This is a genomic window from Shewanella sp. 4_MG-2023 (genome assembly GCF_030548015.1).
Taxonomy (GTDB): domain Bacteria; phylum Pseudomonadota; class Gammaproteobacteria; order Enterobacterales; family Shewanellaceae; genus Shewanella.
On sequence record NZ_JAUORL010000022.1, the window covers coordinates 1 to 15,514 of the forward strand.

The 15,514-nt window shown below is 42.3% G+C and carries 14 protein-coding genes and 1 tRNA gene; 12 read left to right on the plus strand and 3 right to left on the minus strand.

Annotated features, from left to right (window positions below):
• Nucleotides 1-106: 106 nt before the first annotated feature.
• Nucleotides 107-182 (plus strand) — tRNA-Val (locus tag Q4546_RS12825).
• Nucleotides 183-392: 210 nt separating this feature from the next.
• Here the strand turns inward: Q4546_RS12825 and Q4546_RS12830 are convergent.
• Nucleotides 393-2,222 (minus strand): ABC transporter ATP-binding protein, encoded by a 1,830-nt coding sequence (locus Q4546_RS12830; protein ID WP_102439673.1) that lies wholly within the window; start codon nt 2,220-2,222, stop codon nt 393-395.
• Between the two features lie 234 nt (nt 2,223-2,456).
• On the opposite strand from Q4546_RS12830, the gene Q4546_RS12835 reads away from it, so the two are divergent.
• The 7 genes from Q4546_RS12835 to sstT all read left to right on the plus strand — a co-directional run bounded on the left by Q4546_RS12835 (nt 2,457) and on the right by sstT (nt 10,773).
• Nucleotides 2,457-4,016, plus strand: coding sequence for an Ada metal-binding domain-containing protein (locus tag Q4546_RS12835; RefSeq protein ID WP_102531432.1), 1,560 nt, complete (start codon nt 2,457-2,459; stop codon nt 4,014-4,016).
• Nucleotides 4,006-4,521, plus strand: a complete 516-nt coding sequence (locus tag Q4546_RS12840; RefSeq protein ID WP_102439671.1) for a methylated-DNA--[protein]-cysteine S-methyltransferase — start codon at nt 4,006-4,008, stop codon at nt 4,519-4,521. Before Q4546_RS12835 ends, Q4546_RS12840 begins: the two co-directional genes overlap by 11 nt.
• A gap of 227 nt (nt 4,522-4,748) precedes the next feature.
• Nucleotides 4,749-6,011 (plus strand): DEAD/DEAH box helicase, encoded by a 1,263-nt coding sequence (locus tag Q4546_RS12845; RefSeq protein ID WP_241900950.1) that lies wholly within the window; start codon nt 4,749-4,751, stop codon nt 6,009-6,011.
• Nucleotides 6,012-6,071: 60 nt separating this feature from the next.
• Entirely contained in the window at nt 6,072-6,542 is a 471-nt protein-coding gene (locus Q4546_RS12850) for a dual specificity protein phosphatase family protein (protein WP_303446376.1), read from the plus strand.
• 134 nt (nt 6,543-6,676) lie between these two features.
• A complete protein-coding gene (locus tag Q4546_RS12855) occupies nt 6,677-8,308 on the plus strand; it encodes a phospholipase D family protein (protein WP_303446377.1) in 1,632 nt (543 codons plus the stop codon).
• A 113-nt stretch (nt 8,309-8,421) separates the two neighbouring features.
• Complete coding sequence (locus Q4546_RS12860; RefSeq protein WP_102476183.1) at nt 8,422-9,300, plus strand: chemotaxis protein CheV; 879 nt, start codon at nt 8,422-8,424, stop codon at nt 9,298-9,300.
• Nucleotides 9,301-9,549: 249 nt separating this feature from the next.
• The gene (gene sstT, locus Q4546_RS12865) at nt 9,550-10,773 is read left to right on the plus strand and encodes a serine/threonine transporter SstT (protein ID WP_102439666.1); all 1,224 of its coding nucleotides are present in this window, start codon (nt 9,550-9,552) and stop codon (nt 10,771-10,773) included.
• 107 nt (nt 10,774-10,880) lie between these two features.
• On the opposite strand, the gene Q4546_RS12870 is transcribed toward sstT, so the two are convergent.
• Nucleotides 10,881-11,537, minus strand: a complete 657-nt coding sequence (locus tag Q4546_RS12870; RefSeq protein WP_303446378.1) for an RluA family pseudouridine synthase — start codon at nt 11,535-11,537, stop codon at nt 10,881-10,883.
• A 124-nt stretch (nt 11,538-11,661) separates the two neighbouring features.
• A complete protein-coding gene (locus tag Q4546_RS12875) occupies nt 11,662-12,258 on the minus strand; it encodes an ACP phosphodiesterase (protein WP_102439664.1) in 597 nt (198 codons plus the stop codon).
• A 184-nt stretch (nt 12,259-12,442) separates the two neighbouring features.
• Between Q4546_RS12875 and Q4546_RS12880 the strand changes: the two genes are divergently transcribed.
• The 4 genes from Q4546_RS12880 to yajC all read left to right on the plus strand — a co-directional run bounded on the left by Q4546_RS12880 (nt 12,443) and on the right by yajC (nt 15,498).
• The gene (locus Q4546_RS12880) at nt 12,443-12,640 is read left to right on the plus strand and encodes a hypothetical protein (protein WP_102476182.1); all 198 of its coding nucleotides are present in this window, start codon (nt 12,443-12,445) and stop codon (nt 12,638-12,640) included.
• A gap of 183 nt (nt 12,641-12,823) precedes the next feature.
• Nucleotides 12,824-13,864 (plus strand): tRNA preQ1(34) S-adenosylmethionine ribosyltransferase-isomerase QueA, encoded by a 1,041-nt coding sequence (gene queA / locus Q4546_RS12885; RefSeq protein ID WP_102476181.1) that lies wholly within the window; start codon nt 12,824-12,826, stop codon nt 13,862-13,864.
• Between the two features lie 145 nt (nt 13,865-14,009).
• Entirely contained in the window at nt 14,010-15,128 is a 1,119-nt protein-coding gene (tgt, locus tag Q4546_RS12890; protein ID WP_303446379.1) for a tRNA guanosine(34) transglycosylase Tgt, read from the plus strand.
• 37 nt (nt 15,129-15,165) lie between these two features.
• A complete protein-coding gene (yajC, locus tag Q4546_RS12895; RefSeq protein ID WP_076542918.1) occupies nt 15,166-15,498 on the plus strand; it encodes a preprotein translocase subunit YajC in 333 nt (110 codons plus the stop codon).
• Nucleotides 15,499-15,514: the final 16 nt, after the last annotated feature.

Consider the following 15,514-nt stretch of genomic DNA (forward strand, 5'->3'; position numbering starts at 1 on the left):
TAGCTCAGCTGGGAGAGCACCTCCCTTACAAGGAGGGGGTCACTGGTTCGAGCCCAGTATCGACCACCATTCTTTTTATAAAGAATTAAAACATTATAAATCCCCAGGTCGATTAGCTCAGCTGGGAGAGCACCTCCCTTACAAGGAGGGGGTCACTGGTTCGAGCCCAGTATCGACCACCATTTTCTTCGATTTATCCTCTTCAAGTCATAATATTTTACTCTCAATGAACACTCATTCATCAGTTATAAATTTATTTAATATTTCTTGTGTTTTCTTAGCTTAACCGCTGCAGATAAAGTAACTCTTGCCGCTTAATGACATAAAAAACGCCCAGTTTCGATAGAAGTCAAAAGTGAGCGTCATAAAAGTGTGTTATTTATTGTGGAATGTTAATCAACGCCTAAAAAGCCGCCAGTTTGATGGGACCAAAGTTGGGCATAAATACCCTCAGACTTGATCAACTCTTGGTGAGTTCCTTGCTCAACGATCTGGCCTTTATCAATGACAATTAGTCTGTCCATAGCCGCGATGGTTGATAGTCGGTGAGCAATGGCAATCACGGTTTTACCTTCCATTAATTCATATAAACTTTCCTGAATTGCCGCCTCAACTTCGGAATCTAATGCTGAAGTGGCTTCATCTAGTAGTAAAATCGGGGCATTTTTCAATAATACTCGGGCAATTGCAATACGTTGGCGTTGACCGCCAGAGAGTTTTACCCCACGTTCACCCACTTGTGCATCTAAGCCTGTATTACCAAAGGGATCTGATAAATCATCAATAAACTCGGCTGCTTGAGCCTGCGCAATGGCTGCTTGAAGCTGTTGCTCCGAAGCATTAGGATCGCCATAGAGGATGTTTTCTCGAATTGAGCGATGCAGTAGTGAGGTATCTTGAGTTACCATGCCGATTTTAGCCCGCAGCGAATCTTGGGTAACATCGGTAATCGGTTGATCGTCAATACTCACTTGACCTTTTTCAACATCGTGAAAGCGCATTAGCAAGTTAACGAGCGTTGATTTACCAGCGCCAGAACGACCTACTAAACCGACCTTTTCACCGGCTTTAATGTTTAAATTCAGATTGCTAATCACCCCTGATTTTTCGCCGTAATGAAAACTAACATCGTTAAAGTCAATTTTACCTTTGCTAACAACAATATCTTTAGCGCCAGGTTTATCTTCAATTTCAATGGGTTTTGATAAGGTATTCATCCCATCAGTGACAGTACCGATATTTTCAAACAGTGAGCTTATTTCCCACATGATCCATTGAGACATGCCGTTTAAACGCAGTGCTAAGCTAACAGCAATAGCAATCGCACCCACAGTAATCGCATTATCTGCCCAAAGCCAAATTGAAACCGCCGCAATGGTAAATGCTAAAAGGTAATTTATGATCTGCACTAAAACGTTAATGATGGTCACAAGGCGCATTTGGCCGTAGACGGTTTTAAGAAAGCCCATCATGCTGTCTTGGGCGTATTCAGCCTCTTGCTTGGTATGAGAAAACAGCTTCACGGTGGAAATATTGGTATAACTATCAACGATCCTGCCAGTCATGGTCGAGCGGGCATCTGCTTGCTTGGCTGAAATGGCTTTTAGCTTTGGCACTAACTTCCACTGAATAGCAATATACGCAAATAGCCACACCAGCATTGGCAGCATTAAGCGCACGTCAGCACTGGCGATCATCACCAGCATTGAAGTGAAATAGATGATGATATACATCAATACATCTAACAGTTTCATGACGGTTTCACGCACTGCTAATGAGGTTTGCATTACTTTAGTGGCAATGCGGCCGGCAAAGTCATCCTGATAAAATGAAACGCTTTGTTTTAGTAAGTATCGATGTGCTTGCCACCTGATGGCCATAGGGTAATTACCCAGCAAGGTTTGATGCACGATAGCCGCATGCAAAGCCACTAATAACGGAATAATCACCAGTACTACCACAGACATCAATATTAAGGTGCTACCTTCATCTTGCATTAAGGTCTGTGGGTTTTTAGTGACTAACCAGTCAACTAATTTGCCCATAAAGCCAAATAATGACACTTCTAAAATCGCCAAAGTCGCTGTCAAAATTGACATGATGATTAAGTGTTTTTCAAAACCGCGGGTGTAATGACGGCAAAAGGCATAAACGCCTTTTGGGGCTTGGCTGGGTTCTTCTGAAGGTAATGGGTTGGTAAGGGATTCAAAGAATTTAAACATCTATTTCTCAATATTTGAAACGGGAACAGCAATATATACAGAGGATACCTTAACTTGGTGCTGACTTGTTAGCTAAGTGTTAGTTAGATTGTTTCGATACTTGTAGGCTAGCATTAAATGGGGTCAGTGGTTGAGTTCCGTTTTCCGCTAGTGACTAGCGTCATTATTCGCTAAAGTGACGCTAATAATCTTCAAGCTGCTATTAACCAGCTTACATAAACGGGTAACGATAACATGTCTCCTAAAGCAGTGCTAAACAGCGAGAAGTCTTTAGCACCTATAGCCAGCAGTCAGGCGTGCAGTTTAGCTGCTAATGTTTGCCGTCAAGCAAGGCTAAGCCGTGATGCGCGTTTTGATGGGCATTTTTTTACTGGGGTTTTAACCACAGGGATTTATTGCCGCTCAATTTGCCCTGCGACGGCACCTAAAGAGCAAAACGTGCGTTACTTTGACTCTGCGATTAAAGCTGCTCAGGCGGGGCTTAGGCCTTGTTTACGTTGCCGCCCTGATAGTGCGCCACAATCCAATGCATGGAAGGGCACTCAAACCAGTTTGCAGCGAGCGATAGCCCTGATTGATGGCGGTTGTTTAAGTGGCGAACAGGGTCAAACACTTGCATCATTATCACAACGGCTGGGTATTAGTAGCCGCTATTTAAGCCAACTCTTTAATAAGCAGCTAGGCACCTCGCCAAAAAAATATGCTATTTATCGACAACTGATGTTTGCTAAACAGCTGTTACATCAAACCAGCTTGCCAATAACGGACGTGGCATTAGCTGCAGGTTTTAATAGTATCAGACGCTTTAATGAAGTTTTTAAGGAGCAGTTGCAATTGACCCCATCCCAATTAAGGCATGATAGCGCCAAGGCAAATGTTGCTACCAAAGCTGACGGTATTAGCCTGTTATTAGATTACCGCCCGCCGTTTAATTGGTCGAAACTGTGGTCGTTTTACCAGTTAAGAAGCGTTGAAAACATGGAGTGGCTTGATGAGGCATCAAAGGCTTATGGCCGCAGTTTTTGTTTAAATGTTAATCATCGGCAGGTTAGCGGCACCATTGATGTATTACCGCTAAAAGATAAACACCAATTGTCACTTACGGTGAAATTTGAACGTGCTGACGACTTAGACTATTTACATCATGTGGTGCTGTTTGTGCGTAAGTTATTGGATTTAGATGCGGATATGGCGGTTATCCATCAATCATTTAAGTCACTTGTCGACATGGGGTTAACCCCTACAGAGGGTTTACGGATCCCTGCCACAGCCTCGGTGTTTGAAGCCGGATGCCGGGCAGTATTAGGTCAGCAAGTGAGTGTGGTACAGGCAAGTAAGCTACTGAATATCTTGGTGAGGAGTTATGGTAAAAAGCTCGTAATTTCAGATCGTGAGCTTATCTTATTTCCAACCCCGCAAGCGATAGCAGCGGCAAGTTTAACTGAATTTAACATGCCAGCATCACGCAAAGCCGCGCTTAATTTGTTAGGTCAGTTTGTCGCTGAGCACCCAGACGCAAGCCCTGATGATTGGCTCAGCGTTAAAGGTATTGGCCCATGGACTATTGCCTATGCCAAAATGCGCGGTCAAGGCGATCCGGATATCTTTTTAAGTGGCGATTTAGTGATAAAAAACCGCTTGAAAGTTCTGCGCTGCCAGCATGGGAAGGTTGATGGGCAGACAGAAGCGCTTACCGGTAAAGCCTATCGACAATTTTGCGACAAGATTGCCAAGGATGTCAGCCCATGGGGCAGCTATGTCACTTTTCAATTATGGAATAGTAATGAAAGTTAATAATCAACCGCCGATTTACCTGCAAATTGAGCTAAGCCCTGTGGGTTACTTGAAGCTGCGAGCCTCAGAATTAGGCCTTACCCATTTGCAAGTGGTCAGTGAGGCTGACGCTGTCGATAGTGGCGATATTATCGATGCAAGTGCTGACTCAATTGAGCAAGCTCAAAAACATGTGCAGCAAGCCATCACAGAACTTAATGAATATTTTGCCGGTAAGCGCAGTGAATTTGACGTCACGCTTGCAGCCACTGGTACTGTGTTTCAGCATGAGGTTTGGCAAGCGCTGCGAGAGCTGCCGTTTGGGCAGGTATGCAGTTATGGCGATATCGCCAATAAAATTAATCGACCTAAAGCAGTTAGGGCGGTGGGCGCTGCCAATGGTGCTAATCCCATAGCGATAATCGTGCCGTGTCATCGAGTGATTGGTAAAAATGGTACCTTAACCGGTTATGCCTATGGCCTTAAAATGAAACAAGCTTTGTTGTCATTAGAATCAGCTGATTAATCGAATGCGGCTTGTTTCATCATCTATGAGCAGTAATTCATCATTGCTTGATCTATTTCGCTAACTTAAGCGGCATAAATACGCTAAAATAGCTGGCTATACCTTATTTTGAGCACTTGAAATTAATGACCTCTGCTACTGATCGCAAAGATGATACCCAAACGAGCCTAAATGCTGACACCCTTTTAGCGACGCAATCTGAAACTAATACCGTTAGTTTCACCGAAATGGGCTTAATCTCGCCATTATTAGCGCGGTTAACTGAACTTGAGTACCTCACTCCAACGCCGATCCAAGCGCAGGCCATTCCTCACGTATTAGCGGGTAAAGATTTACTGGCTGGTGCTAATACTGGCTCTGGTAAAACCGCAGCATTCGCTTTACCGATTTTGCAGCAGTTAAGTCAGTCTGCTGGGGCGTCAAAAAATAAAGGTAACTTTGTTTCAGCGTTGATTTTAGTGCCGACCCGCGAGCTTGCAAAGCAAGTCGCCGATAGCGTTAAATCCTATGCGGTGCATTTTAATGGCGCCATTAAAACCGTTGCCGTGTTTGGCGGCGTGTCAGTGAATACTCAAATGCTGGCCCTTCGCGGCGGCGCAGATGTACTTGTGGCAACTCCTGGGCGATTATTAGATTTAATCTCAAGTAACGCCATTAAGCTTGATAAGGTAAAAACCTTAGTGCTTGATGAAGCCGATCGTATGTTAAGCCTTGGTTTTACTGACGAGCTGGCTTCAATATTAAAATTAATGCCTGAGAAAAAGCAAAAACTGTTGTTTTCAGCAACTTTCCCAGAGGAAGTTCGCACCCTTACGGCGAGTTTACTGGTTGAGCCAGTAGACATTCAGTTGCAAAGCGCCGAAGAAAGCACCTTAGTGCAACGGGCATTTACCGTAAACCGTGAAAGTAAAACCGCATTATTAGCCCATTTGATCAAAGAGCATAAATGGCGCCAAGCATTGATTTTCGTTAATGCTAAAAATAGCTGTAAGCACTTGGCTGAAAAACTATCAAAACGGGGTATTAGCGCTGAAGTTTTCCATGGCGACAAAGCCCAAGGCGCCCGTAATCGTGTGCTAGATGGATTTAAGTCAGGTGAGATTGAGGTATTAATTGCCACCGATATCGCCGCACGTGGTTTAGACATTGATAAGCTCCCAGTGGTTATCAATTTCGATTTACCAAGAAGTCCTGCTGATTACATGCATCGTATTGGCAGAAGTGGTCGTGCCGGTGAAGTTGGTTTGGCGATATCATTATTAGCCCATGCGGATTACCATCATTTTAAAGTGATTGAGAAAAAAAATGCCCTGCGTTTAGAGCGTGAGCAAGTTGCTGGCTTTGAAGCCGATGAGCAAATGCCTGATGACTTGTTAGAGCTTGATAAGCCAATGGCAAAACCTGAAGGCACAGGTAAGAAAAAGCGTAAAAAGAAAGCCGAAGTCAATGTCGATTTTTGGGCTCATATTAAAAAACCTGAACAAGACTAATTCAGCCTTAGTCCCGAGAGAACGCCCCATTTCATAGTTAACAAGAGTATTAACGTTTTTATGAAGCAGTTATTTTGGTTAGTAGAGGGGGTCATTGCAGGTCGCAGTGGCCCTAATAAACACCCTTGGGATTTAGCGGAATTAAAAGCGGTAGGTATTGGCGCTATTTTATCGGTTAATGATGGTGACGAGGTCGCTGCTGCCGCCATAGAAGCGTTAGGGCTAAAATATTGCTGCACTCCTTTTTCAAATAATATCCCACCGCAAGAGGGGGATGAGGCTATTTGCGTTGCGCAAATGCCAACAGCGTTGGCCTTTATCAGAGAGTGTGAAGCGCAAAATATTGCGGTACTTATCCATTGCCGCTCCGGTAAAGACCGCACGGGCATCATGATGGCGTATTACTTAATGGATAATGGCGCAGCGCCAGTCCATGCTGTGAGTCAAGTGCGCAGTGTAAGAGACATTGCTTTTAGCGCTGAAGGTTGGGATCAATTTGTATTTGATGTCTTGTATGCGCTGCAAGATTAAACCATAGTTATACAGCGCATCTGTGACGGCTTATGATAGCGGTCATGTTAGCAATACGCTTAAACCATAGTGTAAAAGGCTGCCTGATAATAGAGCCCCAGTAAAACCTGAGTCAAATTGAAAGGAAGCCATCAATGCCCAAAAACAATTCTGTCATATTCGTTTGTTGTGTATTGTGTTTAACTCTCATTGGCTGCGCCAATCGCGCTGAATTCAAGCCTCTTTCTCAGCAGTATAAACTCGCGCCTGTCACTGACTCTCCTTTAGCACAATACATTCAATCTCAACTGCAGCAGTCCTCACCTCAGTACTCTTCACTTCAGTACTCTCAAACTAGCAGCCAAAGCAATGATGATACTCAAGCAGAGTTAAGTTTAACGGGAGTTAACCCCCTTAGTGATGGCATTGATGCTTTTATTGCTCGTTTAGCCATGATTGAAGCAGCCACTGAAAGCATCGACTTGCAATACTACATTTATCGCAATGATGAAACCGGGAAAATCCTCAGTTTATTTCTCTATAAAGCCGCTCAGCGCGGGGTGCGAGTTAGGGTGTTGCTGGATGATTTAACCACAGCAAATGGCGACGATGGCTTAATGGCCATTGCAACTCACCCTAATATTTCAGTGCGTTTGTTTAATCCATCCTATGAACGTCAGTATCGTGGACTGGCATTTTTATGGAACTTTAGCCGCCTCAATCATCGTATGCATAACAAATCACTGACCATTGATAATTTAGTGACAGTGGTTGGGGGGAGAAATATTGGCGCTGAATACTTTTCAGCAGATGAGAATGTCGATTTTGGTGATTTTGATTTACTGGCCATTGGCGACGCTGTTGATAAGGTATCAACCCAATTTGATACTTATTGGAACTCGGCCCAAGTTAATAGCATTGAGCAATTGGTAAAGGCCGCTGAGCCATATCAAGGCAATAATACAAATCCTGAGCAAGATAACGTGCTAGCGAAACTGGATGCCAGAGCAAGCATTCTTGAGAAGAGCTTAATGACCGATGAATATGTTACTCGTTTAGAAAAAAATACCTTATTAGATCGCCTGCAAAATCAAGGGTTACAGTGGTATTGGGGCGAAGCCCAAGTGGTGTATGATCCGCCAAATAAACTTGAAAGAAACCCTAATGACAGCATTTTATTAGATGACTTAAGTTATTTTTTTAAGCAAGCGCAGCATCAATTACTGATTGTCTCGCCTTACTTTGTCCCAGGCGATGCGGCAACCCATGCATTAATCAATGAAGTAAAACGGGGTAAAGAGGTCACCATAGTGACTAACAGTTTAGCTGCAACGGATGTATTAGCGGTTCATGCAGGGTATCAGCAGTACCGCCAAAAACTCATTGAAGGCGGGGTTAAGATTTATGAAGTAAAAGGCAATGCCAAGGGCCAAAAATCTAAAAAAACCAGTTGGAAAGGTAGCAGTCGCACGAGTTTACATGCCAAAACCTTTATTATTGATGAGCAAACACTCTTTGTTGGTTCGTTTAATTTTGATCCCCGCTCAGCACTGATCAACACCGAAATGGGCTTAATTATTGATAATGAGATGCTGGCTAAAGAGATCCTTGCAGGGCTTGCGCTGTCAGCAAATGATAAAGCTTATGAAGTGGTGTTAAAAAATGGCGAGCTGGTGTGGCTTGACCATCAGCATCATAAAATTATTTATGCAGAGCCCGGTGCTGGCTTTTGGCGTAAGTTTTTAGCTGATTTTTTAGCATTGTTGCCAATAGAGTCCCAGCTGTAGTTTTCTAATTGATAAAGCAAATTAGCGACTTAACCCCCGAAATTCAGATTTGAATTTGATATGACGAAAAGGCTGTGGTTAACTTTAAATAATCAGTTTTAATCGGCAATATTATGAAAAGTAAAGCAAGCCAGTCACAAGGATTGTTACTGTTTCACCTTTCCCATACTCAGCAGTTTGCTTTGGGCACCTTAAAAGTTCGCGAAATTGTCCCGTACACGCGTTTGTCGGTTATTCCGAAATCCCATCCGTCAATATTAGGTGCAGCAACCATACGCAGTAAAACCATTGCGGTGATTGATATGGCTGCATCGATTGGTTTTAAGCCGATAGATCCAAGCGACTATGATAAATGCAATATTATCATCACTGATTGCCAGCGAATGGTGATAGGCTTTTTGGTTAGAGGAATTGACAAAATAATTGAGTGTAACTGGCGAGATATTGAGGCGCCGGCAGCGAACTTAGGCCATCAGGTTTTTCTTACTGGGGTTGCTCGCCTTGATGGCAAATTAGTGCAATTGTTGGATGTCGAGTTATTAATGGCAAAATTATTCCCCTATGATCCCGACGCTAATCGAGCTATTTTGACAGATATTCAACGAGAGAAATTAAAGCCTCTGAATATCTTATTAGTGGATGATTCTAAAGTCGCTCGAAAGCAACTTTCAGATGCACTCGATTCTATCAATATCCCTTATTCTGTCACCGCAGATGGCCATGATGCACTACAGATCATGCAGCGGGCTGCAGATAACCAAAAACCTATAGATTTGTTAGTGAGTGATATTGAAATGCCAGGACTTGATGGTTATGAGCTTGCATTTGAAGTCAAAAATAACCCGCAACTTGCCAATGCCTATATTATTTTACATACCTCTTTATCCAGTGAAATTAGTGTCAGCCAGGCTAAACAAGTTGGCGCCGATGAAGCGTTAACAAAATTTGATGCCCATGAATTAATTGATGCTATTCTCCGAGGGGCAAAATAACAATTTTCATCTAATACAATAATTTGCCAATAATGAAACGCGCTAAATTTCATCACATGTTGGCTAAATGTGGTTTGTTTGGGAATGTACGGTAATATTAGTGCATCATTTTGCAGCGAAACTAGACTTTAGCCATCCCATCCGATATATACCTATCAGAGCTTATTAAAATCCCGTTATTCGATTTTTAAAAAGTCACAAATATTAGAGCTTAATAAAAGCCATAAATATAAAAATATAGGTCAAGCAATGAATCAAAATCCATCACTGTTAGCGCGATTAGCTAATGGCAGTTTAGTGTTACAAATTCTCGCCGGTATTGTACTGGGTGTTCTTCTCGCCACATTTTCAACTTCAGCAGCAGGGCAGGTTTCCTTCCTTGGTGATTTATTTGTTGGAGCATTAAAAGCAGTCGCACCGATCTTAGTGTTTGTACTGGTGGCATCATCAATTGCAAATCAAAAGAAAAATGCCCATACCAATATGCGTCCTATTATTGGTTTGTATTTAGCGGGCACATTTGCTGCCGCGTTAACTGCAGTACTGTTTAGTTTTGCCTTTCCGACAACATTAGTACTTGTTGGCGGCGTTGAGGGGACTAATCCTCCTCAAGGTATCGCAGAAGTGTTAAATACCTTGTTATTTAAAATTGTTGATAATCCAGTGAATGCACTGCTTACCGGTAACTATATTGGTATTTTAGCCTGGAGTATTGGTTTAGGTATTGCTTTACACCACGCCAATGAGTCGACAAAGAAAGTTATTTCAGACTTAAGCGATGGCGTAACCGCAATCGTACGCTTTGTGATCCGCTTTGCGCCTATTGGTATCTTTGGCTTAGTGTCGGGCACCATTGCGGCAACAGGCTTTGATGCATTAGCAGGCTATGCGCAATTACTTGCAGTATTGGTAGGCGCTATGGCCTTTATTGCTTTAGTGGTTAACCCGATTATGGTTTACGTAAAAATCAAACGTAACCCTTATCCATTAGTGTTTAAGTGTTTACGTGAAAGTGGCGTAACGGCGTTTTTCACCCGTTCAAGTGCTGCCAACATTCCAGTGAATATGGCTTTATGTGAAGAGTTAAAGCTGCATAAAGATACTTACTCAGTGTCAATCCCATTAGGCGCAACCATTAATATGGGCGGCGCGGCAATTACTATTACCGTACTGACTCTTGCAGCTGCTCATACCTTAGGTATTCAAGTTGACTTCTTAACAGCAGTGTTATTAAGTGTGGTTGCTGCAGTATCGGCATGTGGCGCTTCAGGCGTTGCTGGTGGCTCATTACTGCTTATTCCGCTTGCGTGTAGCTTGTTTGGGATCTCTAATGATGTGGCGATGCAAGTTGTTGCTGTAGGCTTTATTATTGGCGTTATTCAAGATTCTGCGGAAACTGCGCTAAATAGCTCAACGGATGTGGTATTCACCGCTGCAGCTTGTGAAGCGGCTGAGAATAAAGCAAACGGTTAAGGGTTAAGCTTAAAAAGCTTCAACCTCTAATGTGAGATAATAAAAAACCGACAACTTGTCGGTTTTTTTGTATCTGCATACTTATTTTAGCGCCAGTTAAATTGTTTTTAGCAAAAAGGGTGTTTGCTAAAAAAAGTGCGTTGCTTTTGAGTGTACGGGTGAATAACTGTCAGCATTTGCGCATGCAAGCTAAGGCGCTTTTTGGCTTTAGCTGTAATGTCATCACCGTAAAAGTTATCACCAAGTATCACATGGTTAAGTGCTAGCATATGAACACGTAACTGATGAGTACGGCCTGTTTCTGGCATCAACTTAACCAAGGTATGATTTGCAAAACGCTCGATGACTTCATAGTGAGTAATCGCTGATTTACCTTGATCTGATACCACTTGAAATGGTGGGTTTTCTTTGTCGCCAGCTAACGATAAATCAATCGTGCCACTGTCAGCGCCCATAACACCATCTACTTCAGCGATATAAACTTTCTTGGTTTTTCTATCTTGAAACTGAGTTTTAAGATGAGACTCGGCTTTTTTATTGCGGGCAAATACCATGATGCCAGAGGTGTCGCAGTCTAAGCGATGTACCAAAATGGCTTCAGGGTAGAGTTTTTGTAAACGAGTAATAGCACAATCATGGGTATTGGCAGCTTTGCCAGGATTTGCTAATAAGCCGGCAGGTTTATTAATAACAATGATATCTCGGTCTTTATAACGGATATCAAGCCATGGAATACTAGGTGGTTGGTAGTCAAAAATTTGCATTTAGTCGCATCGGTTTACAAAAATAGGTGACTATTTTAGCAAATAAACGGCGCTGCAGTAATGGATATCAACCGCTAAAGTAAAATAGCCTCAATTAATCGGCTATTTGATTGCGGCAAATCAGTTATGGCAGGTATTGTTCAGGTGTCTTACGGCTATAGATACGGCTATAGGCCATTAACTGTGGATAGAAAGTACGAAAAGCAATCTCAATTTCAACATATAACTTGTCAACGTCGCTGATGGCCGTCTTAAAAAGCTCAGGTTTTGAAATACGTTGACTCACACCTTCAATTGCTTTGTTTAGCCCAGCTCTTGTTTGGTAGCTCATTAACCAATCTTGTTCGATGACTTTTGGGATGATCAATTGCAGCTTTTCCGGCAGTTCGGCGGTATGTTGCAGGCTATGGTATGCCTTTTGAGTAAACTCAGATAACGATTGCTGATGATACTCATCCCAGTAGAAAGCAAGGTAATGATCAAACACTAAATCAATTAAAATTGGCGCCACACGGCGTGAACTTTTTGGAAATAATTTGATTAAATCGGTGATTAATTCATGGCTGTCAGTAATTTGATCGATTTGTCGATGTAGCCATAAACCTTGTTGCAAATGCTTTGGGAAGTGTTTTATATCGCCCTTGGCAAAGTCTCCAGCAAGATTGGCTGCTAAGTGGCTGTCGCTAATATCAGCTAAATGTAGGTGCGCTAGAAAGTTCATATTTTGTACTTTTATTTTTGAAAATTTACAGTATGATACTAAACAACAAAATTGGAAATATAGTAACAACTGACTGTAAGATTCATCATATAGATTTCTCTTTAAAAGTCATGGCTATTATTTACAATTTGTACTTATGGAAGATATTTTATGCCTGTTGAAATTTGGGCTGTAGGGATCATGGATGATGAAAAACTGGATAAAATCAGTATTAAGGCAGCAGTCTGCTAAAAAACGTAAAAAAGTTGACATAGACCTCAAGATTGAAAGCCATTCTTTTAAACCTGACAGTTTATGTAATTCTGCCGATAAAAATTTGTTTTCATCAGTATCTGAAGTTGATGATAATTTAGCAAATGTACAATCAGCGAATTCAAAATAACCCTATTTCGTGGTTTTTTAAACGCCGCGCTTAAGCCAGATCCCCAACTGATTTTAATGTTGGCGTTAGCCATTAGCCGCTGGCGTGCATTAATCGATCACTATTTCATACCCTTTGCTTGATATTAGCAGTTACTAGTCCTAGACTAGCGCGGTTTTTATTGTCTATAAAAGAGTATCGAAAATGCGCGTAGCAGACTTTTCTTTTGAATTACCAGATGAGCTTATTGCTCGATATCCAATGGCTGAGCGAAATGCTTCGCGTTTATTGACCTTAGATGGCAATTCAGGTGAGTTGGCCGATAAGCAATTTACCGATGTCCTGTCGAAAGTGAATAGCGGTGACTTGATGGTATTTAATAATACCCGTGTTATTCCAGCACGTTTGTTTGGTCAAAAAGCAAGCGGTGGTAAATTGGAAATGTTGGTGGAGAGAATGCTTGATGATAAGCGTATTCTTGCCCATGTTCGTTGCTCTAAGTCTCCTAAAGTTGACTCTATGATTATTGTTGACGGTGGCTACAAAATGAAAATGCTAGCCCGTCATGACGCTTTATTTGAGTTAGCCCTTGAAGATGATAAAACCATTTTAGAAGTACTTGAAGAAGTTGGTCATATGCCTTTGCCGCCGTATATCGATCGTCCCGATGAGGATGCTGATAAAGAGCGCTATCAAACGGTTTATAACCAAACCCCCGGCGCTGTGGCAGCACCTACAGCAGGTTTGCACTTTGATGATGCCATGCTTGAGGCGCTAAAAAACAAAGGCGTTAATATCGCTTTTGTAACCTTGCATGTAGGCGCGGGTACTTTTCAGCCAGTGCGAGTGGATACCATCGATGAACATGTGATGCATTCTGAGTGGGCTGAAGTTAGCCAAGAGGTTGTCGACTTAATTGCTCAAACTAAAGCGGCGGGCAAACGCGTTGTTGCTGTAGGCACTACATCAGTGCGTTCATTAGAAAGCGCTGCGAAAGCCTGTGGTGATGACCCGTTGACGGAATTTAAAGGCGATACCGATATTTTTATTTATCCAGGATATCAGTTCAAAGTTATTGATGCCATGGTGACTAATTTTCATTTACCAGAGTCAACCTTGATTATGTTAATCAGCGCATTTTCGGGTTATGAAAATGTGATGAAGGCTTATCAGCATGCGATTGAGCACAAATACCGCTTTTTTAGCTATGGCGATGCCATGTTTTTAACGAAAAAAGCCCCGTAACGATTGATTTTGATCTAAAATACCCGCCCACAGAGGTGGGTATTTTTTTGGGTTTATTTTGTAGCCTCACTTGAAGTTGCAACATTTGCCCTCATGTCTTAATGAAACAACAGCGAGTCAGACTGTTTATCTGGCAAGGTGATTTATGAAATTTGAATTAGATACAACTGATGGTCGCGCACGTCGTGGTCGTCTGATTTTTGAGCGCGGCACCGTTGAAACCCCAGCATTTATGCCAGTAGGTACTTACGGTACTGTGAAAGGGATGACGCCTGAAGAAGTTAGAGCCACAGGCGCTGATATTCTGTTAGGTAACACCTTCCATTTATGGCTTCGCCCAGGTGAAGAAATCATGCGTAAGCATGGCGATCTTCATGATTTTATGAATTGGCAGCGTCCAATTTTGACTGACTCTGGCGGGTTCCAGGTATTTAGCTTGGGTGATATTCGTAAAATCACAGAAGAAGGGGTGCATTTCCGTTCGCCTATCAATGGTGAGAAGATTTTCTTAGACCCTGAAAAGTCGATGCAAATTCAAGACTCATTAGGCAGCGATGTGGTGATGATTTTTGACGAATGTACGCCATATCCTGCAACACATGATGAAGCGCGTAAGTCGATGCAAATGTCATTACGTTGGGCACAGCGTTCACGTGACGAATTTAACCGTTTAGAAAATCCGAACTCGTTATTCGGTATTATCCAAGGCGGTGTGTACGAAGATTTGCGTGATGAAAGTATTAAGGGCTTAACTGAAATCGGATTTGATGGCTACGCCGTAGGTGGTTTAGCTGTTGGAGAGCCCAAAGAAGATATGCACCGTATTTTAGAGCATGTTTGTCCTCAGATCCCTGAAGATAAGCCTCGCTACTTAATGGGCGTTGGTAAGCCAGAAGATTTAGTTGAAGGCGTCCGTCGTGGTGTGGATATGTTTGATTGTGTTATGCCAACCCGTAACGCACGTAATGGTCACTTATTTACTTCTGAAGGCGTGATTAAAATTCGTAATGCTCGTCATCGCGATGATACTTCTACCCTTGATGAAAATTGTGATTGTTATACCTGTAAAAACTACACCCGCGCGTATTTATATCACTTAGATCGCTGCAATGAGATCTTAGGTGCGCGTTTAAACACCATTCACAACCTACGTTACTATCAAATGTTGATGGAAGGTTTGCGTGGCGCAATTCAGACAGGTACATTAGACGCCTTCGTGACAGAGTTTTACAGCAAACTGGGTCGTGAAGTACCAGAACTATAGTTGACTGATTTTTTTTAGAAAATAAGAAGAGAGTAATATGTTAATTTCAAATGCATACGCAAACGCAGCAGGCGCTCCTCAAGGTGGCGGCACCATGGAACTGATTTTCATGCTAGTTATTTTTGGCTTGATCTTCTACTTCATGATCTTCCGTCCGCAGTCTAAGCGTGTAAAAGAGCACAAAAACTTAATGTCTGCATTAAGTAAAGGTGATGAAGTGCTTACAAGCGGTGGCATTTTAGGCAAGATTGCTAAAATCAGCGATGATAGTGATTATGTTTTATTAAGCATTAATGAAACCAGTCAGATCACCATTAAAAAGGACTATATTGCAGCGGTATTGCCAAAAGGCTCTATCCAGTCGTTGTAAGCCAAGAGGGCTCAGG

Bases quoted from the DNA above. Each gene is read 5' to 3' on its own strand.
- Q4546_RS12860 (WP_102476183.1), top strand. From the start codon at position 8,422: ATGAAAAGTAAAGCAAGCCAGTCACAAGGATTGTTACTGTTTCACCTT.
- Q4546_RS12855 (WP_303446377.1), top strand. From the start codon at position 6,677: ATGCCCAAAAACAATTCTGTCATATTCGTTTGTTGTGTATTGTGTTTA.
- tgt (WP_303446379.1), top strand. From the start codon at position 14,010: ATGAAATTTGAATTAGATACAACTGATGGTCGCGCACGTCGTGGTCGT.
- Q4546_RS12840 (WP_102439671.1), top strand. From the start codon at position 4,006: ATGAAAGTTAATAATCAACCGCCGATTTACCTGCAAATTGAGCTAAGC.
- Q4546_RS12830 (WP_102439673.1), bottom strand. From the start codon at position 2,222: ATGTTTAAATTCTTTGAATCCCTTACCAACCCATTACCTTCAGAAGAA.
- sstT (WP_102439666.1), top strand. From the start codon at position 9,550: ATGAATCAAAATCCATCACTGTTAGCGCGATTAGCTAATGGCAGTTTA.
- Q4546_RS12875 (WP_102439664.1), bottom strand. From the start codon at position 12,258: ATGAACTTTCTAGCGCACCTACATTTAGCTGATATTAGCGACAGCCAC.
- Q4546_RS12835 (WP_102531432.1), top strand. From the start codon at position 2,457: ATGTCTCCTAAAGCAGTGCTAAACAGCGAGAAGTCTTTAGCACCTATA.
- Q4546_RS12880 (WP_102476182.1), top strand. From the start codon at position 12,443: ATGATGAAAAACTGGATAAAATCAGTATTAAGGCAGCAGTCTGCTAAA.
- Q4546_RS12870 (WP_303446378.1), bottom strand. From the start codon at position 11,537: ATGCAAATTTTTGACTACCAACCACCTAGTATTCCATGGCTTGATATC.
- yajC (WP_076542918.1), top strand. From the start codon at position 15,166: ATGTTAATTTCAAATGCATACGCAAACGCAGCAGGCGCTCCTCAAGGT.
- Q4546_RS12850 (WP_303446376.1), top strand. From the start codon at position 6,072: ATGAAGCAGTTATTTTGGTTAGTAGAGGGGGTCATTGCAGGTCGCAGT.
- Q4546_RS12845 (WP_241900950.1), top strand. From the start codon at position 4,749: ATGGGCTTAATCTCGCCATTATTAGCGCGGTTAACTGAACTTGAGTAC.
- queA (WP_102476181.1), top strand. From the start codon at position 12,824: ATGCGCGTAGCAGACTTTTCTTTTGAATTACCAGATGAGCTTATTGCT.